24 protein-coding genes are annotated in these 26,019 nt (G+C 62.0%); 12 read left to right on the top strand and 12 right to left on the bottom strand.

What is annotated here, in order from left to right; genetic code table 11:
- Positions 1 to 328: 328 nt before the first annotated feature.
- The 6 genes from AB5Z14_RS08145 to dnaK all read right to left on the bottom strand — a co-directional run bounded on the left by AB5Z14_RS08145 (position 329) and on the right by dnaK (position 8,390).
- Positions 329 to 1,018: a hypothetical protein gene (locus AB5Z14_RS08145; protein WP_368131012.1), complete on the bottom strand. Its 690-nt coding sequence runs from the start codon at positions 1,016 to 1,018 to the stop codon at positions 329 to 331.
- A gap of 250 nt (positions 1,019 to 1,268) precedes the next feature.
- Positions 1,269 to 3,566, bottom strand: coding sequence for a hydratase (locus AB5Z14_RS08150; RefSeq protein ID WP_368131013.1), 2,298 nt, complete (start codon positions 3,564 to 3,566; stop codon positions 1,269 to 1,271).
- Positions 3,567 to 4,089: 523 nt separating this feature from the next.
- The gene (locus AB5Z14_RS08155) at positions 4,090 to 4,506 is read right to left on the bottom strand and encodes a heat shock protein transcriptional repressor HspR (RefSeq protein ID WP_195535675.1); all 417 of its coding nucleotides are present in this window, start codon (positions 4,504 to 4,506) and stop codon (positions 4,090 to 4,092) included.
- Between the two features lie 72 nt (positions 4,507 to 4,578).
- Positions 4,579 to 5,544: a DnaJ C-terminal domain-containing protein gene (locus AB5Z14_RS08160; RefSeq protein ID WP_368131014.1), complete on the bottom strand. Its 966-nt coding sequence runs from the start codon at positions 5,542 to 5,544 to the stop codon at positions 4,579 to 4,581.
- A 108-nt stretch (positions 5,545 to 5,652) separates the two neighbouring features.
- Entirely contained in the window at positions 5,653 to 6,495 is an 843-nt protein-coding gene (locus AB5Z14_RS08165; protein WP_089573641.1) for a nucleotide exchange factor GrpE, read from the bottom strand.
- A 2-nt stretch (positions 6,496 to 6,497) separates the two neighbouring features.
- Positions 6,498 to 8,390: a molecular chaperone DnaK gene (dnaK, locus tag AB5Z14_RS08170; RefSeq protein WP_117564548.1), complete on the bottom strand. Its 1,893-nt coding sequence runs from the start codon at positions 8,388 to 8,390 to the stop codon at positions 6,498 to 6,500.
- Between the two features lie 443 nt (positions 8,391 to 8,833).
- Here dnaK and AB5Z14_RS08175 point away from each other — a divergent pair, with 443 nt between their 5' ends.
- On the top strand, positions 8,834 to 9,085 hold the full coding sequence (locus AB5Z14_RS08175) for a ferredoxin family protein (protein ID WP_158564522.1): 252 nt from the start codon (positions 8,834 to 8,836) through the stop codon (positions 9,083 to 9,085).
- A gap of 87 nt (positions 9,086 to 9,172) precedes the next feature.
- Here AB5Z14_RS08175 and AB5Z14_RS08180 read toward each other — a convergent pair whose 3' ends face one another.
- From AB5Z14_RS08180 to nadA, 4 genes are all read right to left on the bottom strand, one after another.
- On the bottom strand, positions 9,173 to 9,718 hold the full coding sequence (locus tag AB5Z14_RS08180) for a transcription repressor NadR (RefSeq protein WP_368131015.1): 546 nt from the start codon (positions 9,716 to 9,718) through the stop codon (positions 9,173 to 9,175).
- Positions 9,718 to 10,578 (bottom strand): carboxylating nicotinate-nucleotide diphosphorylase, encoded by an 861-nt coding sequence (nadC, locus tag AB5Z14_RS08185; RefSeq protein ID WP_368131016.1) that lies wholly within the window; start codon positions 10,576 to 10,578, stop codon positions 9,718 to 9,720. The genes AB5Z14_RS08180 and nadC overlap by 1 nt, the downstream gene beginning before the upstream one ends.
- Before the next feature lie 3 nt (positions 10,579 to 10,581).
- Positions 10,582 to 11,934 (bottom strand): L-aspartate oxidase, encoded by a 1,353-nt coding sequence (locus AB5Z14_RS08190; RefSeq protein ID WP_438265666.1) that lies wholly within the window; start codon positions 11,932 to 11,934, stop codon positions 10,582 to 10,584.
- Between the two features lie 77 nt (positions 11,935 to 12,011).
- The gene (nadA, locus tag AB5Z14_RS08195) at positions 12,012 to 13,037 is read right to left on the bottom strand and encodes a quinolinate synthase NadA (protein WP_117778740.1); all 1,026 of its coding nucleotides are present in this window, start codon (positions 13,035 to 13,037) and stop codon (positions 12,012 to 12,014) included.
- Between the two features lie 293 nt (positions 13,038 to 13,330).
- Here nadA and AB5Z14_RS08200 point away from each other — a divergent pair, with 293 nt between their 5' ends.
- Both AB5Z14_RS08200 and AB5Z14_RS08205 read left to right on the top strand, forming a co-directional pair.
- A complete protein-coding gene (locus AB5Z14_RS08200; protein ID WP_368131018.1) occupies positions 13,331 to 14,053 on the top strand; it encodes a LytR/AlgR family response regulator transcription factor in 723 nt (240 codons plus the stop codon).
- Positions 14,053 to 15,330, top strand: a complete 1,278-nt coding sequence (locus tag AB5Z14_RS08205; RefSeq protein WP_368131019.1) for a GHKL domain-containing protein — start codon at positions 14,053 to 14,055, stop codon at positions 15,328 to 15,330. Before AB5Z14_RS08200 ends, AB5Z14_RS08205 begins: the two co-directional genes overlap by 1 nt.
- 63 nt (positions 15,331 to 15,393) lie before the next feature.
- Here the strand turns inward: AB5Z14_RS08205 and AB5Z14_RS08210 are convergent, their stop codons facing one another.
- Positions 15,394 to 15,969, bottom strand: a complete 576-nt coding sequence (locus tag AB5Z14_RS08210) for a hypothetical protein (protein WP_368131020.1) — start codon at positions 15,967 to 15,969, stop codon at positions 15,394 to 15,396.
- Positions 15,970 to 16,105: 136 nt separating this feature from the next.
- Between AB5Z14_RS08210 and trxA the strand changes: the two genes are divergently transcribed.
- From trxA to AB5Z14_RS08255, 9 genes are all read left to right on the top strand, one after another.
- Positions 16,106 to 16,426 carry a thioredoxin gene (gene trxA / locus AB5Z14_RS08215; protein WP_117776407.1) on the top strand — a complete coding sequence of 107 codons (321 nt, stop codon included), beginning with the start codon at positions 16,106 to 16,108 and terminating at the stop codon, positions 16,424 to 16,426.
- Between the two features lie 354 nt (positions 16,427 to 16,780).
- Complete coding sequence (locus tag AB5Z14_RS08220) at positions 16,781 to 18,055, top strand: ATP-binding protein (protein ID WP_368131021.1); 1,275 nt, start codon at positions 16,781 to 16,783, stop codon at positions 18,053 to 18,055.
- 85 nt (positions 18,056 to 18,140) lie between these two features.
- Positions 18,141 to 18,389, top strand: coding sequence for a hypothetical protein (locus tag AB5Z14_RS08225; protein WP_368131022.1), 249 nt, complete (start codon positions 18,141 to 18,143; stop codon positions 18,387 to 18,389).
- 1 nt (position 18,390) lies between these two features.
- On the top strand, positions 18,391 to 18,903 hold the full coding sequence (nikR, locus tag AB5Z14_RS08230; protein WP_368131023.1) for a nickel-responsive transcriptional regulator NikR: 513 nt from the start codon (positions 18,391 to 18,393) through the stop codon (positions 18,901 to 18,903).
- A gap of 102 nt (positions 18,904 to 19,005) precedes the next feature.
- Positions 19,006 to 21,459 carry a carbamoyltransferase HypF gene (gene hypF / locus AB5Z14_RS08235; RefSeq protein WP_368131024.1) on the top strand — a complete coding sequence of 818 codons (2,454 nt, stop codon included), beginning with the start codon at positions 19,006 to 19,008 and terminating at the stop codon, positions 21,457 to 21,459.
- Between the two features lie 131 nt (positions 21,460 to 21,590).
- Positions 21,591 to 21,851 carry a HypC/HybG/HupF family hydrogenase formation chaperone gene (locus tag AB5Z14_RS08240; protein WP_368131025.1) on the top strand — a complete coding sequence of 87 codons (261 nt, stop codon included), beginning with the start codon at positions 21,591 to 21,593 and terminating at the stop codon, positions 21,849 to 21,851.
- Positions 21,851 to 22,963 carry a hydrogenase formation protein HypD gene (gene hypD / locus AB5Z14_RS08245; protein WP_368131026.1) on the top strand — a complete coding sequence of 371 codons (1,113 nt, stop codon included), beginning with the start codon at positions 21,851 to 21,853 and terminating at the stop codon, positions 22,961 to 22,963. Before AB5Z14_RS08240 ends, hypD begins: the two co-directional genes overlap by 1 nt.
- Before the next feature lie 47 nt (positions 22,964 to 23,010).
- Positions 23,011 to 24,045, top strand: a complete 1,035-nt coding sequence (gene hypE / locus AB5Z14_RS08250; RefSeq protein ID WP_368131027.1) for a hydrogenase expression/formation protein HypE — start codon at positions 23,011 to 23,013, stop codon at positions 24,043 to 24,045.
- 124 nt (positions 24,046 to 24,169) lie between these two features.
- The gene (locus AB5Z14_RS08255; protein WP_368131028.1) at positions 24,170 to 24,838 is read left to right on the top strand and encodes an HAD family hydrolase; all 669 of its coding nucleotides are present in this window, start codon (positions 24,170 to 24,172) and stop codon (positions 24,836 to 24,838) included.
- Between the two features lie 369 nt (positions 24,839 to 25,207).
- On the opposite strand, the gene AB5Z14_RS08260 is transcribed toward AB5Z14_RS08255, so the two are convergent.
- Positions 25,208 to 25,765, bottom strand: coding sequence for a hypothetical protein (locus AB5Z14_RS08260; protein WP_055310036.1), 558 nt, complete (start codon positions 25,763 to 25,765; stop codon positions 25,208 to 25,210).
- Between the last annotated feature and the right edge of the window lie 254 nt (positions 25,766 to 26,019).

Below are 26,019 nucleotides of genomic sequence, written 5' to 3' on the forward strand. Positions count from 1 at the left end.
TTTTCTGAGTGATTGAAAGATAGGGGGCAGGCGCGCTCACCCGCTACGGCCTCTTCCCCTTACCATCTCAATCTGTAACATCTAGCGGCCGTTTTTGACCTCAGATGTTACAGATCGAGATGAAATGTTCAGCAGCTCCCGTTTATCTAAATCTGTAACAACTACTCGGCAAATAAGGGTCTACCTGTTACAGATCGAGATAAACAGAAGACGCCCGAATCGAAAATCTCAATCTGTAACACCAAGCCCACTTTTAGCGGCCCAGATGTTGCAGATCGAGACAGGCCGAGAACCACCACAAAGGGCCCCTTTGTGGTGGTCGCGGTCTCTACTCCTTCGCCGAACTCGTGCTTCCCGATTCGGCAGTCCAGGGCATCTCGTCTTCGAACAGCCATGTACGGGCAGACCCACTATCGCGTGCAGTCTGCGGGTCGGGCAGGCAGGTCTGGTCGTACGCGTCCATCACGCAACGATCCAAAAAATCGATCACCTGCTGCTGGTCGCCTTCAAGAATGTAGGTCACGCCGCCATCTTGAATATAGACGCCGTCCCCACCTCCGGCTTTTGCGTATTCCGGATTGTAGTTAACGGTGCGCATCAGTTTGCCATCAGATGAATACAACTTCAGCGTTGTATAGTAGCCACCGTTCACAAAACCACGTCGGCGCTCATAGGCATCCCAACCGTCCCAGCGTTTGAACGAACGCCCGTTTAGCAAGTCCAGTGCCTGTCGGGACAACTTCTCGTCCTTGGTATAGCGAGACGAGCCAAGTTCAATCATGGGGTAGTTGCTTATGCTTAGAATGCCCGGCGTTTCCTCGATATCGAGCGTTATCTCATCGGGCTTTGTAACGTCCGAAATCATTTGCCCGGGCATCGATGCAACAAGGGACGCCATCTCGACCGTCTGCTCAACCCCACTCGGCCCATAGAAGATAAGCGAGCCAAATAGGACCACGCCCGCAGCAGCGACGACGCAAGCCACCAACAGCAACAAAACAGAAGTGCAACGCTTCATCTTCAACTCCACAAACGAGAGTGTTTTGAGCTCACTTTAAAGCGCCAACTTCATACTGTCAATTCTAGATAGCATATGAACAAAGGCACACTCCCCCATAGAGGAGAGTTGCAACCTCGATTTTAGCGTCCCTCAAGGCCCAACGAGAACGCAGAAATGTAGCCCGGGGCTTACCCTTTCCCGAACGCGACCCTCGCGAAGCGCGTGAGCGGGCGGGAAAGGGTAAGCCCCGGGCGGACAATTATGTGCGTTACTCGGCAGCGGCCTTGAACTTGTTGTAGTTGATCAGGCAGCCGGCCTTGACGATGGCGCGCTCCTCGGCCGTCATATCGGCGATGTAGAGCTCAATCTGCTCAACCGCGCCGTCGGCACGGACCACGTAGGCAGCGATGTTCTTGAGGTCGCCATCGAGCGCGGCGCGGATGCCCGGTACAAAGACGTAGTCGCCCACCTCAAAGTTAGGCTCGGCCTCCATCTGGAAGGGCACCATGCCCCAGTTCATCACGTTGGAGCGATAGCGCTTGGTGGCGTACTCGTGGACGATGTTGGCCAGGCCGCCAATTACGCGCTGGCAGCTCGCGGCCTGCTCGCGGGCAGAACCGTCACCGGGCTTCTTGGCGTAGAGCATGGAGCCGTACTCGGTCGCCTTGGCATCGGCCGCGACACCGGCGCCGGCCAGTGCCTCAAACACGCTTGCAAGCTCGGCATCGAGCGCCGCCAGGTCGCCCGCGGCTTCACCGGCAACGCGGCGCTTCTCCACGACGTCGACCTCCTTGGAACGGCCCACGTAGGCCGGGTCGCGGCGGCTCAGCGTAAACTCGGCCAGGCCCAGCGGGTTGGAGCGGAAGGAGCTCGTCTCGCCCGAAGGAATGAGCTCGTCGGTCGTGGTGACCGGGTCCATGATCTTGGAGCACACCTTGAGCAGGATGTCGTCGCCGAGGGGCTCCATCGCGGGCCACGGCTTGATGTTGGGGCCTTCGACCAGCTCGTCGGCAGGCTCCGCCTTGCCAAAGCCCCAGTACACGCGCTTTTTGTACGGCGCGTCGTCAAAGGTGTACTCGCAGGCCTCGTCCCAAGTCTCCTCGGGCAGATCGGTCGCCGGCGTCAGGACACCGCCGTTGGCAGCCGTCGCCGCAATGGAGCGGGCGTCCATCAGGGCCACGGCGCTCAGCTGGCCATTGCCCGGCTTGGAACCCTCGCGGTTGGGGAAGTTGCGCGTGGTGTGGCGGATCGAAAGGCCGTTGTTGGCGGGCGTGTCGCCGGCGCCGAAGCACGGGCCGCAGAATGCCGTGCGCACGATCGCGCCGGCCTCCATGAGGTCGTAGATGTAGCCGCGGCGTGTAAGCTCGAGTGCCACGGGCTGGCTCGTGGGATAGACCGACAGCGAGAACTCGCCGCAGCCGGTGTTGGCGCCCTTGAGCACGCGGGCAGCCTGGACCACGGAGTCGTAGTTGCCGCCCGAGCAGCCGGCGATAACGCCCTGCTGCACGTGCAACTTGCCGTCGACGATCTTGTCGAGCAGGCTAAAGTGCGTCTTGCCCTCGCCGATCTTGGCAGCCTCGAGCTCTACCTCGTGCAGGATGTCCTCGAGGTTCTCGTTGAGCTCGTCGATCTCAAAGCCGTTGGAAGGATGGAATGGCAGCGCGATCATGGGCTTGATACTCGACAGATCGACCTCGACGCAGCCGTCGTAGTAGGCAACATCGGCGGGCTTGAGCTCGCGGTAGTCGTCGCGGCCGTGCATGGTCAAAAACGCGTGCGTGTCCTCGTCGGTGGCCCAGATGCTCGACAGACAGGTGGTCTCGGTGGTCATGACATCGACGCCGTTGCGGTAGTCGGTCGTCATGCTCGCGATGCCGGGGCCCACGAACTCCATGACCTTATTCTTGACGTAGCCCTTGGCAAAGACAGCGCGAATGATGGCGAGCGCCACGTCGTGCGGGCCGACGCCAGGACGCGGGGCGCCCGTGAGGTAGATGGCGACGACGCCGGGATAGGCGACATCGTAGGTGTCGCGCAGCAGCTGCTTTGCCAGCTCGCCGCCGCCCTCGCCCACGGCCATGGTGCCCAGGGCGCCATAGCGGGTGTGCGAGTCGGAGCCCAGGATCATCTTGCCGCAACCGGCGAAGTTCTCACGCATAAAGGAGTGGATGACGGCGATGTGCGGCGGGACGAAGATGCCGCCGTACTTCTTGGCAGCCGAGAGGCCAAAAACGTGGTCGTCCTCGTTGATGGTGCCGCCCACGGCGCACAGCGAGTTGTGGCAGTTAGTGAGCACGTAGGGCAGCGGGAACTGCTCCATGCCCGAAGCGCGCGCCGTCTGGATGATGCCGACAAAGGTGATATCGTGGCTCGCCATGGCATCGAAACGAATCTTGAGCGCCTCGGGGTCGCCGGACGTGTTGTGTGCCTGGAGGATCGAATACGCGATGGTGCCGCGCTTGGCATCCTCGGGCGTCTGCGTAATACCGCGCTCGGCAGCCTCAGCCGCAGGCACAACCTCGCTGCCGCCGCGCAGGTAGATGCCGTCCTCGTACAGCTTGACCATACTGTCTCCCACTCTGCCCGAAAGGCTCGGGCGCATAGCATACATTCGTTCAATATCGTGCCATAGAACGGTTGCGAGTGGGTTACGAATCTACACGTTCACTTTATCTCAGTAAAGTACAGGGCGAGCCCGATGTGGGCAGGCAGATTTGGTGCAAGAGCGTCCCTTTCGACTAGTCATTTAAGAACGTCCCCAATGACTACCGCATCCGGAGCAAGGCGACGCCGCAGGCAGAGGACGGACAGCGAGCGGGCCGTATTTCCAAAGTGAGGAACGTTCCCAAGTGCCGCATCCGGGCCATGGCAACGCCGATATTTTGGCGCGGACAGCGAAAGCCCGCCAGAGCGAGCAAGGCAACGCCGCAGGTAGAGGACGGACAGCGAGCGACGTCCAGAGCGAACAAGTTGGCATGAAAAAGGCAAGGCATAGACCTTCTGGTCATGCCTTGCCTTTTGAATGACAAATTGTCGCTCTGGGCGGCGCGCAGCGTCGACCGGTCCGCCGTTCGTTAGAACGGCGGAACCTAGAGATCCCCGCCGGCACCCAAAAGCTTGCGCATGACCTGCTCGGGGTTGACCGAGCCGTCGCGCGGGGCCAGGGCGGTGATCTTCTTCTGCATCTTGTACTCGTGCAGCTCTTCCTCGAGCTGGCGTACGCGGGCGCGGAGCTTCTCGTTCTCGCGCTCGCGCTCCTCAGCACGCTCCTTCATATCGAGGATGCGCACCACGCCGGCGAGGTTGATGCCCTCGTCGGTCAGTTGGTTGATGAGTTCCAGACGCTCGATATCGGCACGCGAATACAGGCGTGTGTTACCACCCGAGCGCTGAGGATTCACCAGGCCCTTGGACTCATAGACGCGCAGAGTCTGCGGGTGCATGCCGGTCAGCTCGGCCGCCACGCTGATCATGTACAGCGGTTTGTTCCTATTGTCCTCGGCCATGCTACCTGACCCCTTTCCGTCTCGTTATCGTCCATCATAAGCCCGCGGGCGCGGGCGTGCGCCGCGACCGCCCTAGTACGTCGCCTTGTAACGATTGACCTTCTCGCGATAGTCGCGCGTGTCGGCCTCGCGCAGCTTGGTCATGGCATCGCGCTCATCGTCGGACAGGTTCGTGGGAACCTGCACCTTGATCTCGACGAGCAGCGCACCCGTGCGGCCGCGATGCTTAACGTCGGGCGCACCCATCTCCTTAAAGCGGAACTTCTTGCCCGTCTGGGTGCCAGCGGGCACCTTCAGACGAACCGTCGCGCCGCCGGGCGTGGGCACATCCACCGTGCAGCCGAGCGCCGCCTCGTAGACTGAGATCGGCACCTCCATGGTCACATCGGCACCCTTGCGCTTAAACAGCGGATGCTCCTCCACATGCGTGGTCACGACCAGGTCGCCGCGCTCGCCTCCGGCAACGCCGTACTCGCCACGGCGCTTGTAACGCAGCTTGCCGCCGTCGACCGCACCCGCAGGCACCGAGACCGTGATGGTCTGCTGCTCGCCCGTCGAGGGAATGCGGTAGGTGACCTTGTGCGTCACGCCGCGGAACGCGTCCTCGGCCGTTACGTCGACAGTCAGCGACAGGTCGCCGCCCTTGCGCGCGCGATTGCGGCCCGCGCCCGCACCGGCAGCGCCCGCGGCCCCGGCAAAGCCCGAGCCCCAATCGCTGCCCCAGGCACCGTTGCCGCTAAAGATGCTGTCGAAGATATCGCCCCAGCCGCTCGCGCCAGCACCGGCACCGTAGCCGCCGCCATACGCGCCGCCCGCGCCCGGCATACCGCCAAACATGAGCATCTGGTCGTACTCTTTGCGCTTCTTCTCGTCCGAAAGCGTCTCGTAGGCCTCGCTGATCTCCTTAAACTTGGCCTCGTCGCCGCCGGCATCGGGGTGATATTTTTGCGCGAGCTTACGGAACGCGCTCTTGATCTCTTTGTCGGAGGCGCTCTTGGATACGCCCAGGATGTCATAGAAGGTTTTGCCTGCAGCCATCGTAGCTCCTCTCCTGTTACGTCCGCCGTCCCTGCGGACGACGGCTCATGCTTTCATATGGCACTAGGCCAGAAAGGGCCCCGGGTGTTGCCCCGGGGCCCTTCTCAATTACTCCTCGGTGCTCTCGGCCGTATCGGCCGCGGCATCCTCGGGCGCCGCTTCGGGCTCCGGTGCGGGGCGCTTCTCGCCACCGTAGGTCACCGTCACCATCGCGGAGCGCAGGATGCGGTCCGCCATGCGGTAGCCCTTCTGGTACACGTCGTTGACGGTCTCGTCGTACTGCGATGCGTCCTCGACACGCCCCACGGCCTGGTGCTCGAGCGGATCGAACGCCTCACCCTTGGGGTCGATGGGCTCAACGCCCTCGTGCGCAAACACATCGAGCAGCTTGGCATGCACAGCGTCAACGCCATCGACGAACTGCTTAAAATCGTCGGAAAGCTCCTGGCTACGGGCATGGTCGATTGCACGCTCGATATCGTCAACCACCGGCAGCAGCGCAGTGACGAGCTTCTCGGTCGCGCGCTCGCGCTCGGCGATGCGCTCGTTGGCGGTGCGGCGACGGAAGTTCTCCCAGTCGGCCTGTAGACGGGCGGTGCGCTCGGTGGCGTCCTTTGCCTTGTCCTCGGCGGCCTTCTGAGCCTCTGCCGCAGCATCGAGCTCGCTGCGCACGTCGGCGAGCTCCTTTTGGGCCTGCTCAAACTTGAGCTTAAAGTCGTTGTCGGCGGCTTCCTCACCGGCGCGGATAGCAGCTTCCACCATCTCGTCCTCGGTCATCGTCGCCTCCTTGTTGGAATCCTCTACCTGGTTCTCGGCAGCCTCGGCGGCCTCGGCCTCGTTGGCCTCGGTATCGTCGACGGCCTCTACGGGAATCTTCACGTCCTTCTCCTCAGAGTCAACGGGGGCGGCGCCAGCGGCAGCCGCCTCCGTGCGAGCTTTACGGGCGGACATGATTACTTGTCCTCGTCGTCCACAACCTCGTAGTCGGCGTCGACGACGTCATCGTCGGCAGGCTGGGCACCGGCGGCGCCGTCGGTCTGCTGCTGAGCGTCGGCGTAGACAACCTGAGCCAGCTCGTAGGCCACGGACTGCAGGGACTCGCCAGCGGCCTTGATGGCCTCGACGTCAGAGCCCTCGAGCGCCTTCTTGGCATCGGCGATAGCGGCCTCGGCCTTGGACTTCACGTCGGCGGAAACCTTGTCGCCCAGCTCGTTGAGGGTCTGCTCGGTGGAGTAGCACAGGCTGTCGGTCTGGTTGCGGACCTCGACCTCTTCCTTCTGCTTCTTGTCCTCCTCGGCATGAGCCTCGGCGTCCTTGACCATACGATCGACTTCGTCGTCGGACAGAGCGGTGGAACCGGAAATGGTGATCTGCTGCTCCTTGCCGGTGCCCTTGTCCTTAGCGGAGACCTTGACGATGCCGTTGGCGTCGATGTCGAAGGTGACTTCGATCTGCGGCACGCCGCGGCGGGCAGCCGGGATACCGGTCAGCTGGAACTTACCGAGCGACTTGTTGTCGCGGGCAAGCTCGCGCTCGCCCTGGAGCACGTTGATCTCGACGCTGGTCTGGTTGTCGGCTGCGGTGGAGTAGACCTCGGTCTTGGAGGTCGGGATCGTGGTGTTGCGGTCGATCATCTTGGTCATGATGCCGCCCATGGTCTCAACGCCCAGCGACAGCGGGGTTACGTCGAGCAGCAGGATGCCCTCGACGTCACCGGTGAGCACGCCGCCCTGGACGGCAGCGCCGTCGGCAACGACCTCGTCGGGGTTCACGGACATGTTGGGCTGCTTGCCGGTCATGGTCTTGACCAGATCCTGGACAGCGGGCATACGGGTGGAACCGCCGACGAGGATGACCTCGGTCAGATCGGAGAGCTTGAGCTTAGCGTCGCGCAGGGCGTTGGTGACAGGCTGCTTGCAGCGCTCGAGCAGGTCGCGGGTGATCTTCTCGAACTCGGCACGGGTCAGCGTGTAGTTGAGGTGCAGCGGGCCGGACTGGTTCATGGTAATGAACGGCAGGTTAATGGTGGACTGCTGCGCCGCGGAGAGCTCCTTCTTAGCGTTCTCGGCGGCCTCCTTCAGACGCTGCAGGGCCATGGGGTCCTGACGCAGATCAACGCCGTTCTCCTGCTGGAACTTATCGGCCATCCAGTCGATGACGCGCTGATCCCAGTCGTCGCCGCCCAGGTGGTTGTCGCCCGAGGTGGACAGAACCTCAAACACGCCGTCGGCGAGGTCGAGGATGGAGACGTCGAAGGTGCCGCCGCCCAGGTCGAAGACCAGGATGCGCTGGTCGGTGCCCTGCTTGTCCAGGCCATAGGCAAGAGCAGCAGCGGTCGGCTCGTTGACGATACGCTTGACGTTGAGGCCAGCGATCTTACCGGCGTCCTTGGTGGCCTGACGCTGGGCGTCGTTGAAGTAGGCCGGGACGGTGATGACGGCGTCGGTAACGGTCTCGCCCAGATACTTCTCGGCGTCGGCCTTCATCTTGGCGAGCGTCATGGCGCTCACCTGCTCGGCGGTGTAATCCTTGCCCTCGATATCGACGACGGCACGGCCACCCTGGCCCTCCTTGACCTCGTACGGCACGGTCTTGATCTCGGAGGTGCACTCGGAGTACTTGCGGCCCATGAAGCGCTTGATGGAGAACACGGTGTTCTTGGGGTTGGTGACAGCCTGGTTCTTAGCGGCCTTACCCACGACGCGGTCGCCGTCAGCACGGAAGCCAACAACGGACGGGGTGGTGCGGTCGCCCTCGGCGTTCACGATAATGGTCGGAGAACCGCCCTCGAGGACGGCCATAGCGGAGTTAGTAGTACCAAGGTCGATACCAAGAATCTTACTCATTAGAAATTCCCTCTCTCTTTTGCGTTCGCGCCGCCTCGATGGTCTGTCGCGCGGCGCTTCGGCTTGTCTTTCAGGATGTAGTGTATCCCCTTATGGGCCGGAATATACAAAATCTAAGTCAATTCATATAAGATTTCTTATCTCTGAGAGTTTAGGTTCTCAAATGCGCAGGTAGATACACTGTTTGAGTTCTCGGTAGATCTATTGAAATCTATGTAGAGTTGACTGAGGTGCGAGCCTGAAACTGTGTCCCGTTTTGGACGTGGATTACGGGATGCCCTTTCCGCAAGCACGCTCAATCGCCCTATATTTCAAGTCACCTATAGCTAACATTTGCGCAGCTCAGCGGCCTCACCTGCATGTTTTTTAGTAAGCCGCGGCATACTCGGCGAACGGTATGAAGATGCCGGTCAGAGGGTATTGCAAACGGTCGCTCCCGTGGTATGTTTTTGCCCGAATCAAACCGACGCGCATCGCCTGTAGCGTCGGTCAACAGAGAGGAAACTACCATGGCTCATCCCGTAATTGATGCCGACGAGTGCATCGCTTGTGGCGTTTGCGTCGACTCCTGCCCCGCTGGCGTTCTGGAGCTCCAGGACGTCGCTACCGTCGCTGACGAGGATTCCTGCGTCGCCTGTGGCGCTTGCCAGGACGCTTGCCCCGCCGGTGCGATCACCGAGATCGTCGAGGAGTAACAACTCCCCCACTTGCACACTCACAAGTACACCGTGCACAAAAAGGAGGCCTCCGCATCGCCGCGGAGGCCTCCTTTTGCATGTGTGCTAGGACAAATCATCCTCGTAGGGCATTAAATCGGCAAGGTAGCCCTTCTCCTTGAGTATGGCCTCGATCTCGTCGAGGGTTTGCTCGTCTTCTGCCGCAATGCGGTGAAAGTGATAGCCGCTGGTTACCGTCAGCAGCGGAAAGCTCTTGCCGCTGGCGATGTCGTGCAGGTAGCGCTCGATATCGCGGCGGTTGCGGATATCCAGATCGGCCGTGATCTTGCCGTACACGCGGTGGTTGACGATCACGTTAAGCACGGCACCGCCCGCGTCGACGATACTCGTGAGCTCATCGCCCGCCTGCTCCACGTTGTGGCGCACCTTGACCAGACGCGTGGGCACAGCCGGGCTGCTCGCCGCCTCCTGCAGTACATAGCCGCGATTGGTGGCGACGATATCGTGCCCGTCGGCACGCAGCAGGGCGATGTCCTGCACGACGACCTGACGGCTCACACCCACCTCGCGGGCAAGCGCACTGCCCGAGACGGGATCTTTGGCTCCCTCGAGCACGGCCATGATGGAACGGCGACGCTCGCGGGCATCCATTATTTACCGTCCAGCAGACGCAGGTGCTTGAGCGAGAGGTCGAGAATCGGCGCAGAGTGCGTCAACGCCCCCGAGCTGATAAAGTCAACGCCCAGGTCGGCGAGCGCGCGGATATTGTTGGCGTCCACGTTGCCCGAGCACTCGGTCTTGGCGCGACCGGCGATAAGCTCAATCGCGGCAGCCATATCGTCGTGCGTCATGTTGTCGAGCATGATGATGTCGGCACCGGCCTCAACGGCCTCGCGCACCATATCCAGGTTCTCGCACTCGATCTCGACCGTCGTGGTAAAGGACGCATGGGCACGCGCCATCTCGATCGCGCGCGCCACGCCACCGGCGGCGTCGATGTGGTTGTCCTTGAGCATGACAGCCGTCGACAGGTTATAGCGGTGATTGCTGCCGCCACCGATCTCGACTGCGGCCTTCTCGAAGACACGCATGCCCGGCGTGGTCTTGCGCGTGTCGACGAGCACGGTCTTGGTGCCCTCGAGCGCCGCGGCCATCTGGTGCGTATAGGTGGCGATGCCGCTCATGCGCTGCAGGTAGTTGAGCGCAACGCGCTCGCCCGAAAGCAGCACGCGCGCGTCGCCGCGCACTTGGCCCACATGGTCGCCGGCATGCACTTCGTCGCCATCCGCGACATCGAACAGCACGGAGCTCTGCGGATCCAGCAGCTCAAAGGTGCGGGCGAATACGTCCAGGCCGGCGATGATGCCGTCGGCCTTGGCGATGAGCTCAACGGTAGCGGGGCGCGCCGTGGGGCACACGCTCGCCGTGCTCACGTCCTCAAAGGTGATGTCCTCGCGCAGGGCCTGCAGAATCAGATCATCGACGACGAGCTTCATGGTAATGGGATTCATGGTCTACTCCTCCACGGCCTGCGTGCCGGCGGCACGGGCCAAATCATCGATTGCAAGGGTATCGGCGCTCAGGGCGCGGTGACGTCCGTCGAGGGCGGGCTCGCCGGCCTGCTCCACGGCCAGCGACTCGCCGGTACGCATGTGCCACGCGGCGCGGCGGCCCCAGACGAGGGACTCGAGCAGGCTGTTGGAAGCCAGGCGGTTCTTGCCGTGCACGCCGTTGCAAGCCGTCTCGCCGGCGGCGTAGAGCTCGGGCATCGAGGTGCGGCCGTCCTTGTCAACCCACACGCCACCCATAAAGTAGTGCTGCGTGGGCGTAACGGGGATGGGCTCGTCCAAGATGTCGCGGCCGTCCTCCAGGCAGCGTGCGCGGATGTTGGCAAAGTGCCCGGTCACCACGTCGCGCTCGACGGGGGCAAAGCTCAGCCACTCATGCTCGGTGCCGTCCTGCTTCATCTGCTCGCGGATGGCGGCGGCGACCACGTCGCGTGGCTGCAGCTCGTCGGTAAAGCGCTCGCCGGCGGCATTGAGCAGGATCGCGCCTTCGCCGCGGCAGCTCTCGCTGATCAGGAAGGTGCGGCCCGGCTGCGGCGAGAACAAACCCGTGGGATGGATCTGCACGTAGTCCAGGTGCTCCATCGTAATGCCGTGCTCCTGGGCGATGTAGCAGGCGTCGCCCGTGAGCTGTGGGTAGTTGGTCGAGTGGTCGTACACGCCACCGATGCCACCCGTCGCCCACAGCGTATGGCGGGCGTGAATCTCAAACGGCTTACCGGCATGCACGCCCTCGGCGGCATTTGCGAGCTCATCGGCGGGGCGGACCGAGTCGTCCTCGTCCACGGGCACGGCAACGATGCCGGTGCATACCGTGGCGCCGTCGCGCTCGTCGGTCAGGATATCGGTCATCGCCACGTGCTCAAGAATCTGCACGTTGTCCAGCTTGCGGACGGCCTGAAGCAGCTTGGTCGTGATCTCCTTGCCCGTAATATCGGCATGGAAGGCGATACGCGGGCGGCTGTGCGCGCCCTCGCGGGTAAAGTCGAGGCTGCCATCGGCCTTGCGCTCAAAGTCCACGCCCATGGCCAGCAGGTCGTTGATGACCGACCGGCTCGAGCGGATCATGATGTCGACGCTCTCGCGGCGGTTTTCGTAATGACCGGCGTGCATGGTGTCCTCAAAGAAGGCGTCGTAGTCCGAGCCCTCGGGCAGCACGCAGATACCGCCCTGCGCGAGCATGGAATCGCACTCGTCGACGGCGCCCTTGGAGAGCATGACCACGCGCGTGCTCGTCGGCAGATTGAGAGCCGCGTACAGGCCCGCCACGCCGCAGCCAGCAATGACGACGTCGCATTCCATATCGGGGTATTGCTTGGTTTCCACAGGAATCCTCTCCCTTGAATGTGACAAAGGGGCTGTCCCTTTGTCACATTGTTCTAGCGCGCTGCGTACTCGAGCATGCGGTCGAGCGTGAGTTTGGCCTGGTCGGCGGCCTCGTCCGACACGCCGATTTGCACCTCGCCCTCGCCGGTCTCCAGGCAGTGCACGAGTTTTTCGAGCGTGATGAGATCCATGTTGACGCAGGTGGGCTGCACCGCAGGGAAGTAGAACTTCTTGCCGGTGCCCTGGCAGCGGCGCTCGAGCTCGTAGAGCACGCCGCGGACCGTCACGATAATGAACTCGCTCGCGTCGGACTCCTCGGCATACTTGATGATGCCGGCAGTGGAGCCGATGTAGTCGGCCTCGGCCAGGACGTCGGCCTTGCACTCAGGATGCGCCAGCACGAGCGCATCGGGATGGGCCTCCGTCGCGTCGACGATCTGCTCGACGGTGATGATGTGGTGGCGCGGGCAGTAGCCGTTGTTGAGGATGACGTGCTTTTGCGGCACTTGCTCGGCCACAAAACGGCCCAGGTTCTGGTCGGGAATAAACAGAATGTGCTGCTGCGGCAGCTCGGACACGATCTTGACGGCGTTGGAGCTGGTGACGCACACGTCACTCCAGCTCTTAATCTCGACCGTCGAGTTGACGTAGCAGACCACGGCCAGGTCGTCGCCGTACTCGGCGCGGGCCGCGTCGACTGTCTCGCGTTTGACCATGTGCGCCATGGGGCAGTCCGCACCCGGCTCGGGCAGCAGCACGGTCTTGGTGGGATTGAGCAGCTTGGCGCTCTCGCCCATAAACTCCACACCGCACAACACGATGGTCTGCTGCGGCAGGCTCTTGGCGAGCTTTGCCAGGTAGAAGCTGTCGCCGACGTAATCGGCAACGGCCTGGACCTCGGGCGCCACGTAATAGTGAGCCAGGATCACCGCGTCACGTTGGGTTTTTAGTTGCTGAATGGCCTCGACGAGCTCTGCGGGCACCAGTGCCGCGCGCTCCGTTGCCGTCGTTGCCGATGCCAGGCCGGCCGCAATATCGCGTGCAAGCTCCGATGCATCCATGTTCGCGCTCTGTGCCATCAAGGCCCCTCTCTTTTGGCGAATCTTGGGGCTTTAGTATGACACCTAGGTTTACAGCTGACAAGACAGCTGTAAACCTAGGTGTAAAGTTGAAATAAAGATTCAATCATGCAGCAGGTCCATTTTCGGACTGGAAAGCTGAGGATAGCCGAGCTCTCGATAGCGCAGGAGGCATCTTTCGCCACCGCAATACCGCTCGGCGCGAGTTGCACGCCGTGGGGCGCAAATGGGATACGCCTCCGCGAGCGGTACGCACCCAATGTGGCAAAATCGAACTACTAAGGGGGCTCAGAATGCTCAAGATTATTGCCTGCGACGATGACGTCGCTTTTCTAGATAGACTGCACCGGATGATCGACCGCTGGTCGAGCGAGACGGGCACGGCGGTCGACGTTGCGCTCGTCACGCGCGGCGAGGATCTGCTGGCCCGCCATGCCGCATCGCGCGCCGACATCATCCTGCTCGATATGATCATGCCGCTCGTCAACGGCATGGACACCGCGCGCGAGCTGCGCCAGTCCGATACCGCCGTGCGCCTGGTGTTCCTCACCTCGTCGCCCGAGTTTGCGCTGGAGTCCTACGAAGTCCGCGCCTTCGACTACCTGCTCAAGCCCGTGGCCTACGAACGTCTGGCAAAGCTACTCGACGAGCTTTCGAGCATGCGCCCGTCGGCGACCGACGAGCTCGTCATCAAGACATCCTTTGGCTACCACGCCCTGCGCCTGTCCGATATCGAGTATGCCGAGGCGCGCAACAAGCACGTGGTCTTCCACCTGCGCGACGGACGCGACATCGAGGCGTTCGAGTCGTTCCGCAGCGTCGAGGACCGCCTGGCGCAAAACGCGGTCTTCTTTAAATGTCATCGCAGCTACCAGGTCAACCTGCGCAACATCGATCATTTCGATCGGACGGAGATCGTCATGCGCTCGGGCGCGAGCATTCCGCTTTCGCGCAGCAGCAAGCAAGGATTCCAAGATGCCTACTTTGCGGTGCGCTTTGAGGGCGGGAGACACTGATGCCCGCAGCGGTCGAAATAGTTCTTTGGGCGATTCACCACGCCACGACGCTGCTCTTTGGCGTTTTTGCCTCGGCGGCGCTATGCGGTGTCGAGATCAACCGGCGCCATGCGCTCGAATTGCTGGGGGTCGGCGCCGCTACCGGTGCCGCCTTCTCGATCGCCAATGTCATTGGCGGAGAACTGTTTGCCCGTCAGGCGTATCCGCTCGTCGTTCACCTGCCGCTCATCATCTATCTATGCGCGCGCTACCGCCTGAGCCCGCTGCTTGCGGCACTGGGCCTCACCAGCGCCTATCTGAGCTGCCAGTTTAGCAACTGGATGGGTATCGCCGCATTTGCCGCGACCGATTCACAGATCGCGTACTATCTGGCGCGCATCGCGACCACGCTCGCCGTCTTTGCCATCCTGCTGCATTGGGCCCGCGACATCGGCCCGCGCCTGGCGATTAAAAGCCCCACAGAGCTCGGCATTCTTTTAATTCTGCCGCTCGTCTACTACATCTTTGACTACGCCACCAACGTCTACACCACGCTGTTCCACTCGGGCTCGGTGGTGACCGTTGAGTTTTTGGCCTTTGCCCTTTGCGCCTTCTACATTATGTTTCTCGCCGTCTACCTGCGCGAATACGAGGCAAAGGAAGTCGCCGAGCGTGAGCGCTGGATGCTCGAGACGCGCGACAACTCCGCCATCAAAGAGCTCGAGGCCTGGCGCCAATCTGGACGCGAGCTGTCGATCCTTCGCCACGACATGCGGCACTTTTTGCGCGGTCTGGCCATTCTTGTTGAGGAAGGGCACATCGACGAGGCGCTCGATCGCATCGATGAGCTCTGCGAGGCCAACGACCGCACCGCCGTGCGCCGTTACTGCGCCAACGAGACCGTCAACATCGTGCTTTCGTCATTTAGTTCGGATATCAACAAGCACGGCATCACCGCCGACCTGCGTGCCGCCGTGCCCGAAACCGTTCACGTGGGCGATGCCGACCTGTTCAGTGTGCTTTCGAACGCCCTGGAAAACGCCATCATCGCTGCAAGCGCCGCCCCCGAAGGCAAACGCTTTGTCGACCTTGACCTGCGGCTTGAGGACGGCCAGCTGCTGCTTTTGGTTTCCAACACGTTTGGACGCGCGCCGCGCATGGTCGACGGCATGCCCGTGACCCAACACGCCGGCCACGGTTTTGGCACCAAGAGCATTAAGCTTGCCGTGGAGCGCATGAGCGGCAACTGCCAGTTCCGCATTAACGGCGACCGGTTTGAGCTGCGCGCTGTGATGTAGGGGCGCGACACTGGACTCGTGGCGCGACTCAACCGCCCGGGCCGCCTTGCCGGCGCAAGCCCGCTACAGCGGCGCGGCCGCCGGGGTCAGCTGCTTAATGTAGGCCCACATGCGCTGCTTGGCCACCTTGTCGGTGAGTGCCGCCTCAAAGCCGTCGAGCGCGAGTACGCGACGTCCCTGCACGTGGGCGACCAGGCCGGGCTTGAGCATGGCGGTGTCAAAGTCGTCGATCGCCACGAGCATGTCGGCGTAGGTTTCGCGCATGACATCGGCCGCGCTGTTGTCCAGCAGCAGCACTGCCTCGGGGTCCAGGGCCTCCAGCGCCTCGCGGAACAGGTCGCACGGCAGGGCCTCGCCCACCGCGACCGTCCCATTGCCCGCGCCGGCAACGCTTGCCAGCGCGCAGAAATCCTCAGGCGCATAACCGATGGCCCCGAGCGCCTTGCGCAGCGCGGCGCCATCCGGGCCGGCGGCAAGCTCGCCGCCCGAGCGCTCGGCCTCATCCAAATCGCCTTTGACCAGCACGATCGGCGAGCACGCATTGCCCGCGATGCGCACGCCACGCGCCGCAAGCGACGCGAGCTCCTGCTCGGTGGCCTGGGCGATGGCTTCTTTTTTCTGGCTTTGTGACGTGGACATGCGCTCTCCAATCGTTTGCGTGCCCACCATTATATAAAAGAGCCGCCCGCGAGTGGTTGCTTTGCGGGCCGCTGGGTATAAGCACGGTCGTACTGAGTTTTACGCGGCCGAGCCGCGTCGCATTATGGAGGTCACCATGGCTGACATTAAGCAGATTACCCCCGAGAACTTCGATTCCATCGTTAACGACAGCCTGCCCGTGCTGGTTGATTTTTGGGCTCCGTGGTGTGGGCCGTGTCGTTCACTCTCGCCCATCGTGGACGAGGTCGCCGACGAGCTGGCCGGCAAGCTGGCCGTGGCCAAGTGCAACGTCGATGACAACCAGGACCTGGCCATGAAGTTTGGCGTCATGAGCATCCCCACGCTGATCGTCTTTAAGAACGGCGAAGAGGTTGACCGCTCGGTCGGCGCACTGCCCAAGGCGAGGCTTCAGGCGCTGCTGGAGAAGCATCTGTAATACGCTTGTTACGTATCTGCCGTCCATGAGCGGTTTTGCACCGCTCGCCGGAGCGCCGGGTGCAGGGTGCGCGACCATGGATAGTATGGTAGACACAAACAGCCCCCAGTGAACGGGTGCGGGTCAGACGGACTCGCACCCGTTTTCTTATGCGGCGGTCTAGAAGGCGGCGTCAAGGCGTCCGAACGCGCGCTTCTTAATGCTGGAGCTCAACCATTCGAATCTCTGCATATGTCCAACCTGCGGACTCAAAAACGTCCAACTTGCGGATTTCAAACGGTCCAACTTGCGGAATCAAAACGGTCCAACTTGCGGACTTTAGAGGTAAAATAGGCGTGGAAGAGGGAGGTTCAAATGACGTTGTCAAGCACGCGCTATTTACCCCGTATCGCGGATCAAATACTTGCTCGAAAGCTCAAATCGTCGGGAGCCGTTCAGATTAAGGGTCCCAAATGGTGCGGGAAAACAGCGACTGCTGAACAAGCTGCAGCGAGCTGCATCTATATGCAGGACCCTGACAATGGACACAGCTATATGCAGCTTGCAAACTCTAAGCCATCAATTCTGCTTAGAGGGGACAAACCCCGTCTAATCGACGAATGGCAAATGGCTCCACAACTATGGGATGCTGTCCGTTTTGCCGTCGACCAGGAACACGGACGAGGGCAATTTATCCTAACCGGCTCCGCCACGCCACGGAAAAGTGAGATGCCAGCTCATTCTGGTGTTGGACGGATCGCGCGCATGAACATGCGCCCCATGTCGCTGTTCGAATCGCAGGAATCCACTGGGTCGGTCTCGCTTACATCCCTTTTCGATGGTCACATGGACGTGGCCGACCTCGTCGATTTTGATATCGAGCGCATCGCCCATGTCCTCTGCAGGGGAGGATGGCCGGAATCCGTAACCGAAGGTAACCAGGATGCAGCGCTTGAAATGGCAAGCAACTACATTGAAGAGCTGCTCGACGCCGACATTGACGAGATCGATGGGGTGCGCCGCAATAAAACCTGGATGGCTCAAATTGTTCGTAGCTATGCACGCAACGTTTCATCCGAAGCATCGTTATCGACCATTGCGGCCGATATGCAAGGGGAGCCGCCCTCAAGAGACACCGTCTCTGAATACGTCGACGCCTTGACCCGCGCTTGTGTTTTTGAAGATCTCGAAGCATGGGCGCCGCGGCTTCGCTCAAAAACCGCTGTACGAACGAGTCCAACGCGTCATTTCTGCGACCCGTCCCTTGCCGCTGCCGCCCTGGGAGCGACTCCTCAAAAGCTTCTCGAAGACTTCGAGACCTTTGGCCTCCTGTTTGAATCCATGTGCATTCGCGACCTGCGCACATATATGGATCAACTCGATGGCAAGGTATACCACTATCGAGACAAGACAGATCTTGAAGCCGATGCCGTACTTGTGCTGAATGACGGAAGGTATGCTCTGGTCGAGGTCAAACTGGGCTCAAAGCCCATAGACGTCGCGGCCGCCAACCTCAAGAAGCTTGCATCGAAAATCGATTCCACCCACCAAGGCGAAGCGTCCTTCTTACTCGTCCTAACTGGAACCGCAACTGCTTATCGACGGGAAGACGGCGTCATAGTCGCGCCGCTAGCCTCACTGGCACCGTAGGACAACTGGCATACAACGCCGGTCATGGGAGCCCTCCGTAGTAGAATCTGAACCACTGGATTGCCCCGTACAAAAGGAGATTCCCATGCATGACGTTGGAATGAACATGAGCCAGCTTGCCATGAGCGTCAAGCAGGTCGACGACACCATCGAGCTCGCCCACGAGTGGAGCCATCAGCTGCTGCATGCGACCGAGAATTTTGACATGGAGCGCATCGGCGCCAAGCTCGAGGCTGCCATGGCCGCGCTGCACGAGGCGCATGCCGCGCTCGAGGGCTACGAGGACGCCATCGAGGCCGACCACAACTCCGTCGGCTCCGTAAAGCTGGTGTAGCGTGGCCGAGCACGAGCACGCGCACGGCTGCGAGCACGCACATGTTCACGGCGCGGGTGCCGAGGCGAGCTGTCGATGCAGTGGCTCCAGCTCCGAGCTGGTCCGCTTTTCGGTCACCGCGCCCGATGACCTGCTTCGTCACTTTGACGAGCAGATCGCGCGCCGCGGTGACGTGGCCAACCGCTCCGAGGCCGTGCGCGACCTGATTCGCGCCTCGATCGCCAAGGAGCAGATGCGCACGCCCGACGAGCAGGTCATCGGATCGCTCACCATGATTTACGACCACCACACCGGCGACTTGACGCGCCGCCTGGACGAGGTACAGCACGACTACACCGACGAGATCGTCTCGACCATGCATGTGCATCTGGATCACCACAACTGCTTGGAGATTCTGGCGCTCAAGGGTCGCGGCGAGCGCGTTTACGAGCTGGCCGACCGCCTGCTGGGCCTTCGCGGCGTTAAGCACGGCGAGCTCACCTGCGCCGCCACCGGGCAAAGTCTAGGACTGTAGCGCACCTGCCAAAAAGGGACAGGTTTGTTTTGGCAGGTTTAGAAGTTTTACCTACCAAAATAAACCTGTCCTTTTTTGGTCGGTTTTGATGAGGAGGGTCGCATGCGGCATGTGCATATTCATGTGACGGGCATTGTGCAGGGCGTTGGCATGCGGCCGTTTGTGTATCGCGAGGCCATGGCGTACAGCATTTGCGGCTGGGTGCTCAACGCGGGCGACGGCGTGCATGTCGAGGCGCATGCTTCGGGTGCAGCGCTCGACAGCTTTGTCGCCGCGCTGTCGGAGCACGCGCCCGCGGCGGCTCGCGTGGAGCGTATTGACGTTGCGGATTTGGAGCCTGGCGCTTGGGATACCGCCGATGAACAGGGCTTTCGCATCGTGGCGTCGCAGGACCAGACCGCGCATACGACGCTCATCTCGCCCGACATCGCCACCTGCGATGACTGCCTGCGCGAGCTGTTCGACCCCGACGACCGACGCTTTCACTACCCCTTTATCAACTGCACCAACTGCGGACCGCGCTTTACCATCATCCGCTCGCTGCCCTATGACCGAGCGGCCACGTCCATGGACTGCTTTCCCATGTGCCCCGCGTGCGCCACGGAGTATGCCAACCCACTTGACCGGCGCTTTCATGCGCAGCCCGATGCCTGCTTTGACTGCGGGCCGCATATTACGTGGCGCGAGGCGGCGCGCGGCGTGGAGCTCGGAAACTCGGGGGCGACGCCGGCTGTCGGCGACACGCGCGAGGCCAGCGATGCCATTATTGAGCGCTGTGTTGAATTACTTGCAGCCGGCGGCATTGTTGCCATCAAGGGCCTGGGCGGATTCCATCTGGCCTGCAACGCCGCCAACGAACAGGCGGTGACCGAATTGCGCCGTCGCAAGCGCCGCAGCAACAAGCCGCTTGCCGTTATGGTGCGCAGCCTTGCCGACGCTGAGTGCCTGTGCCATGTCGATGATGCCGAGCGCGACCTGCTGGCCGGCAGCATCCGCCCCATCGTGCTGCTGCGCCGGCGTGGTGCTGGCGAGGGAGATTTCTCCGATGCTCTCGAACTCGCACCGTCCGTTGCGCGCGATCTGCCCGAACTCGGCGTCATGCTCCCCTATACCCCGCTTCAGCATCTGTTGCTTGCCGCGGCAGAAACCCATGGCATGCACGCACTTATCATGACCAGCGGAAACTTGAGCGAAGAGCCTATCGAGACCGACGACGATCTTGCTTGGAAGCACCTCGTTGCCGCCGGTATCGCCGATGCGCTGCTCGGCAATGACCGCGCGATCCTCTCGCGCTACGACGACTCCGTAGTACGCGTGGTCGACGGTGCCGTTATGCCCGTACGCCGTGCTCGCGGGTACGCCCCGCAGCCGTTGCCGTTGCCGGCACTCGCCGGCGCCGCGCCTTGTGTGCTCGCCTGCGGCCCGCAGCAAAAGGCCACGATCGCACTCACGCGTGAGGACACGAACGCCGCATCGACCTGTTTTGTGTCGCAGCATATCGGCGATGTCGAAAACGGCGCGACTTTCGATGCGTGGAACGCCGCGCGCACGCGCCTGGAAGACCTTTTTGACCTGACGCCTGCCGCGCTGGCCTGCGACTTGCACCCCAGCTACCTATCGAGCCAATGGGCGCGCGAGCAGGCGCGGGAACAGGGCCTGCCACTTATCGAAGTCCAGCACCATCATGCGCACATCGCGAGCGTGATGGCCGAGGCCATCGCCGCAGGGCGGCTTGTGCCCAATACGCGCGTTCTGGGTATCGCCTTCGATGGCACGGGCGCCGGCACCGACGGGACCATTTGGGGCGGCGAATTTCTTGTCGCCGGCCTTGCCGATTTTGAGCGCGCCGCACACCTGCGTACCTGGGCACTTCCCGGCGGGGCTGCATCCGTGCGCGATGCCCGACGCAACGCCTTTTCCCTGCTGAGCGAACTCGGCCTGCTCGAACATCCGGGTGCCACCCCGCTTTTGGATAGCATTGACGAGCAAACGCGTAGCGTGACGACCACGATGATCGAGCGGAGCATCAACAGCCCACGCACGAGCAGTATGGGCCGCCTGTTTGACGCCGCAGCCGCGATTTTGGGCATTTGCGGACAGGCAACCTACGAGGGAGAACCCGCCATCGAACTCGAGGCCGCCGCCTGGCGCGCACTTGACGGAGAAAACGCCTCCTCCACCGATAGCCAGGCTGGTGCATCAACGCCTGCTGACGGCTCCCCGATTTTGGATCCTCAGCCGCTTTTTGAGGCGCTTTTGGAGGGAATTGAGGCCGGCACGCCGGCCGACAAGCTCGCGCTCGGCTTCCATATCGCCATTGCACGCGCATCGGCACGTATCGCAAGCGAGATTTGCGCCCGCGAGGGCATCGACACCGTCGCACTCTCGGGCGGCGTGTTCATGAACCGACTTTTGCTTCGGCTCCTCGCGTGCGAGCTCAAAGACGCCGGTCTTGCCGTCTTGGTTCCCCACACCGTGCCCGTCAACGATGGCTGTATTTCCTACGGCCAGGCGGCGGTCGCCCGCGCTCGGCTTGCGCAGGTCATACCGCAGTAGGCTGTCTGGCCAGCCCATACGCCGCCGTCTCACAGGTGTAACGCGTTTGCCCGCAACCCCCGCGAGCGCTACCATCAACTGATGGATTATTAAGCGCCCATCCAGCGCAAAGCGTATAAAAGGGGAACATTATGTGCCTTGCCGTTCCCGGTAAAGTGGTCAAACGCGACGACGACCTAAAGGCGACCGTCGACATGATGGGCATCGAGCGCCCCGTGTCGCTGCGACTTGTGCCGACGGCGCAGGTAGGCGACTATATTCTCGTACACGCCGGCTTTGGCATCCAGATTGTCGACGAGCAGGAAGCGAAAGAGACGCTCGAGCTCGTCAATACCATGACCGAGCTGGTCGAAGAGGACCAGCTCGCCACCAACCCGGCCGAGGCATACTAGTGGCGGCGGCGCAACCGGTTCACTCCGGTATCGACTTTTCGGCATTCCGCGACCCACGGCTCGCTCGCGAGCTCATCGACCGCATTCATGAGCTTGTCGGCGACCGTAGCATCAACCTTATGGAAGTCTGCGGCACGCATACCGTGAGCATTGGCCGCTATGGCTTTCGTTCCATTATGCCGGCGGGGCTCAAACTGTTGAGCGGCCCGGGCTGCCCCGTCTGCGTTACCGCGAACCGCGACATCGACCACGCAATCGCACTCGCCAAGATGGACGGCGCCATCATCACTACCTTTGGTGACATGATGCGCGTGCCCGGATCGTCTACCTCGCTTGCCGCGCAAAAGGCAGCCGGACGCGACATCCGCATCGTCTACTCGCCACTCGACGCGCTCGATATTGCCGAGCACAACCCCGACCGCCCGGTCATCTTTATGGGCGTGGGCTTTGAGACCACGACGCCCACTATTGCCGCCGCCATCCTGGAGGCAGATGCGCGCGGGCTCCAGAACTTCTCGGTCTATTGCGCCCACAAGACCACGCCGCCGGCGCTGCGCGCGATTGCCAACGACCCCGAGACGACCATCGACGGCTTTATCCTGCCGGGCCATGTCGCCACCATCGCAGGCCTGGCGCCCTTTGGTTTTTTGGTCGACGAATTCAGCACCCCGGGCGTGGTTACCGGATTTGAGCCGGTCGATATTCTGCAGGGCATCTGCATGCTGGTGCAGATGGTTGTTGAGGGGCAGCCCGCGATCGACAACGCCTACCGTCGCGGCGTCAACGTGGACGGCAACCCCGTGGCGCGCCAGCTGGTCGAGCAGGTGTTTGAGCCGTGCGATACCACGTGGCGCGGGCTGGGACCGATTGCCGCCTCGGGCCTTTCCATCCGCCCCGAGTTCTCGCGCTTTGACGCCGGCACTCGCTATGACGTGCCGATCGAACCGACGGTTGAGCCGCGCGGATGCCGTTGCGGCGACGTGCTGCGCGGGGCCATAGCGCCAAGCGACTGTCCGTTGTTCGGCCACGCCTGCACGCCCGAGCATCCTGTTGGCCCGTGCATGGTGAGCTCTGAAGGCAGCTGCGCTGCGTACTTTAGATACCAAATCTAGCCCGAACGCCCCCACGCACCAGACGCACCACGATTGGAGTTTTCGATATGTCCCATAGCGTCACCGATAGCACTGTCCTGCTGGGCCACGGCTCCGGCGGCCAGATGATGAAGCGCATTATCGACGAGGTCTTTCTGGATGCCTTTGGGTCGCCCGAGCTGCTCGAAGGCAACGATGCCGGTGTCGCCGCCCTGCCCGCGAGCGGGCGCATTGCCATGTCGACCGACAGCTTTGTGGTGACGCCGCAGTTCTTCCCCGGCGGCAATATCGGCAGGCTCGCCGTGTGCGGAACCGTCAACGACGTCGCGACCTCGGGTGCCAACGTTCGCTATCTGTCGTGCGGCTTTATCCTCGAAGAAGGCTATCCCATGGATAAGCTGCGCCAGATTGTGCAGACCATGGCCGAGACGGCGCGCGAGGCGGGCGTCAAAATCATCACCGGCGACACCAAGGTAGTCGAGCGCGGCGGGGCCGACGGCGTCTACATCAACACCGCCGGCGTGGGCGAGGTTCCCGCGGGCGTGACGCTCAGCGGCGCCAGCTGCCAGCCCGGCGACGTCATCCTGGTATCGGGCACGCTGGGCGACCACGGTATCGCCATCATGAGCCAGCGCGAAGGTCTGGCGTTCTCGAGCAGCATCGAGAGCGACGCCGCGCCGCTCAACCACCTGATTGCCGACGTGCTGACCGCCGCCCCCGACACGCGCTGCTTCCGCGACCCCACGCGCGGTGGCCTGGCATCCACGCTCAACGAGTTTGCCCAGGCCAGCGGCGTTGCCATGGAGATTGACGAGGACGCCGTACCCGTGCGCCCCGATGTACAGGCCGCCTGCGAGATGCTCGGCTACGACGTGCTGCAGGTTGCCAACGAGGGCAAGATGGTCGCCGTGGTGCCAGCCGAGCAGGCCGATGCCGCGCTAGCAGCCATGCGCGCCGCCCGCTACGGCGAGAACGCCGCCATCATCGGTCGCGTGATGCCGCTTGCCGAAGGCGCTCGACCCGCCGTTCGCGTGCGCACCGGCTGGGGATCGACCCGCATCCTCGACATGCTCGTGGGAGAGCAGCTGCCCAGGATCTGCTAGCGGCAAGACTTGCGCCGGCGCGATGCGCCCCGATGCCGTTAAAGATGTTCAGATTCCAGGCACGCCCGACGCGCAAGCCCAGTATCATGGGGTGCGCTTTACAACTCAAACGGCAGGAGCACCCATGGCAGCAGCCTATTCCCATGTGATCTTTGATCTGGACGGCACCATCCTCAATACGCTCGAGGACCTGGCGGCAGCCGGCAACCATACCTGCGAGCTGCACGGCTGGCCCACGTTTGCCGTGGACGAGTACCGCTACAAGGTGGGAAACGGCATGCTCAAGCTGGTCGAGCGTTTTATGCCCGCCGAATACGCGGGCGACGGCCGCATGTTTGAGCAGACGCTTGCCGAGTTTAGGGCTTATTACGGCGAGCACAAGGAGGACCACACCGCGCCCTATGCCGGCACGGTCGAGATGCTCGACCGCCTGCGCGCCGCGGGCGTTGAGCTTGCCGTGCTCACCAACAAGGACCATATTTCGGCGGCTCCGCTTATCGAAAAGTACTTTGGCCCCGATCGTTTTGCGCTGGTGCAGGGTCGTGTCGACGCGTTTCCACCCAAGCCCGAGGCTCCCGTCACGCTGCATGTAATGGAGGAGCTGGGCGCCGACCCGGCGACCACGCTCTACGTTGGCGATTCGAATGTCGATGTTCTGACCGGCCACAATGCCGGCCTTAAGAGCGCCGGCGTCACCTGGGGCTTCCGCGGCCGAGCAGAGCTCGAAGCCGCCGACGCCGACTACGTAGTGGACACCCAAGACGAACTCACTTCGCTGATCTTGGGCGACTAGCGAGCCGCCCACCAATAAGTTGCGGTGAAATAGGGACTGATTGCCGGCCTACTGCCCCCAAACAGTCCCTATTTCACCGCAACTTAGATGGGCACGGGGTAGCTAATTCGGGACGGGACTCTTTTAGCTACCCCAAGGAGTGTCCCCAACTGCCGGCAGAAAAGGAACGTCCCCATCTGCCACCTTCCAACAATGACAACACCGCAGGTAGAGGACGGACAGCGAGCGCCGCCCAAGCCGAACAAGTTGGCATGAAAAAGGCGAGGCATAGACCTTTTGGTCATGCCTCGCCTTTTTCATGACAAATTGTCGGCTTGGGCGGCGCGCAGCGTCGAGCAGTTACGGCGTTTGGTAAAACGCCGTAACGAACTAGCTCAGCATCGCATCCATCATCTCGGAGTTGACGGAGTCGTCAGCAGACCACTCGCCGTCATCGTTGCAGGTGTACTTGAAGATAACCGTGGTCTTCCTGGGCTCGGTGGCCTTGGTCACATCGACCATCACCTGGCCGGCCATCTTGTACAGCTCATCATCGGAAGGAACAGTGTCAAGTGCGGCGACCTTCTCCTGATACTGGGTGGAGAAGTCCTCGACGATCTTGTTCATGGACTTGCAGGTGATGGAGACCTCGGCGGTTGCAACGCCCTTGTCCTCGTCGACCGTCACGTCGCCGATCTCGTAATCAAAGCCCTCGAGATAGGTCTTGGCATACTCCTTGGGATCGATGCCCAGCTGCTCGAACTCGTCGCCCGAAGCCTCTTCCAGACCAGAGAGGAAATCGTCGCCACCGTTTTTGACCTCATCGAACTGAGTCGTAAGGTCCTCGGTGATGAGCTCTTCGATCGAGGGGCCTCCGCAGCCGGAAAGCACGACCACACATGCGACCAAAACGGCCATGAGGGGCGCAAGCAGCAGCTTCTTTTTCATGATGTTCCTCCCAATGAGCGGCACCGCGCTTCCCAGACACGGCGCACGTTGTGATAGTAAGCACATACTATCCACTTATGAACACCCTCGGCAGCACGAAGGCGCGGTCGGTTCGTTTTAGCGTCCGAACGGTTTGCAAGCCCGCCCAACGCGCAATAAAACGCTCCCCTGCGGTGCAATCAGAACCACCCTTAAAAAGGGTGGTTTGCTCTTAGGGTATAACCCACGGGCCCCGGGCTCGCGTCTAAAGGCGC

The sequence above is a fragment of the Collinsella aerofaciens genome (assembly GCF_040910265.1).
Lineage (GTDB): Bacteria > Actinomycetota > Coriobacteriia > Coriobacteriales > Coriobacteriaceae > Collinsella > Collinsella aerofaciens_BK.

Coding starts and splice junctions, on each gene's coding strand:
- AB5Z14_RS08145 (WP_368131012.1), bottom strand. CDS start 1,018: ATGAAGCGTTGCACTTCTGTTTTGTTGCTGTTGGTGGCTTGCGTCGTC.
- AB5Z14_RS08150 (WP_368131013.1), bottom strand. CDS start 3,566: ATGGTCAAGCTGTACGAGGACGGCATCTACCTGCGCGGCGGCAGCGAG.
- AB5Z14_RS08155 (WP_195535675.1), bottom strand. CDS start 4,506: ATGGCCGAGGACAATAGGAACAAACCGCTGTACATGATCAGCGTGGCG.
- AB5Z14_RS08160 (WP_368131014.1), bottom strand. CDS start 5,544: ATGGCTGCAGGCAAAACCTTCTATGACATCCTGGGCGTATCCAAGAGC.
- AB5Z14_RS08165 (WP_089573641.1), bottom strand. CDS start 6,495: ATGTCCGCCCGTAAAGCTCGCACGGAGGCGGCTGCCGCTGGCGCCGCC.
- dnaK (WP_117564548.1), bottom strand. CDS start 8,390: ATGAGTAAGATTCTTGGTATCGACCTTGGTACTACTAACTCCGCTATG.
- AB5Z14_RS08175 (WP_158564522.1), top strand. CDS start 8,834: ATGTTTTTGCCCGAATCAAACCGACGCGCATCGCCTGTAGCGTCGGTC.
- AB5Z14_RS08180 (WP_368131015.1), bottom strand. CDS start 9,718: ATGGATGCCCGCGAGCGTCGCCGTTCCATCATGGCCGTGCTCGAGGGA.
- nadC (WP_368131016.1), bottom strand. CDS start 10,578: ATGAATCCCATTACCATGAAGCTCGTCGTCGATGATCTGATTCTGCAG.
- AB5Z14_RS08190 (WP_438265666.1), bottom strand. CDS start 11,934: ATGGAATGCGACGTCGTCATTGCTGGCTGCGGCGTGGCGGGCCTGTAC.
- nadA (WP_117778740.1), bottom strand. CDS start 13,037: ATGGCACAGAGCGCGAACATGGATGCATCGGAGCTTGCACGCGATATT.
- AB5Z14_RS08200 (WP_368131018.1), top strand. CDS start 13,331: ATGCTCAAGATTATTGCCTGCGACGATGACGTCGCTTTTCTAGATAGA.
- AB5Z14_RS08205 (WP_368131019.1), top strand. CDS start 14,053: ATGCCCGCAGCGGTCGAAATAGTTCTTTGGGCGATTCACCACGCCACG.
- AB5Z14_RS08210 (WP_368131020.1), bottom strand. CDS start 15,969: ATGTCCACGTCACAAAGCCAGAAAAAAGAAGCCATCGCCCAGGCCACC.
- trxA (WP_117776407.1), top strand. CDS start 16,106: ATGGCTGACATTAAGCAGATTACCCCCGAGAACTTCGATTCCATCGTT.
- AB5Z14_RS08220 (WP_368131021.1), top strand. CDS start 16,781: ATGACGTTGTCAAGCACGCGCTATTTACCCCGTATCGCGGATCAAATA.
- AB5Z14_RS08225 (WP_368131022.1), top strand. CDS start 18,141: ATGCATGACGTTGGAATGAACATGAGCCAGCTTGCCATGAGCGTCAAG.
- hypF (WP_368131024.1), top strand. CDS start 19,006: ATGCGGCATGTGCATATTCATGTGACGGGCATTGTGCAGGGCGTTGGC.
- AB5Z14_RS08240 (WP_368131025.1), top strand. CDS start 21,591: ATGTGCCTTGCCGTTCCCGGTAAAGTGGTCAAACGCGACGACGACCTA.
- hypE (WP_368131027.1), top strand. CDS start 23,011: ATGTCCCATAGCGTCACCGATAGCACTGTCCTGCTGGGCCACGGCTCC.
- AB5Z14_RS08255 (WP_368131028.1), top strand. CDS start 24,170: ATGGCAGCAGCCTATTCCCATGTGATCTTTGATCTGGACGGCACCATC.
- AB5Z14_RS08260 (WP_055310036.1), bottom strand. CDS start 25,765: ATGAAAAAGAAGCTGCTGCTTGCGCCCCTCATGGCCGTTTTGGTCGCA.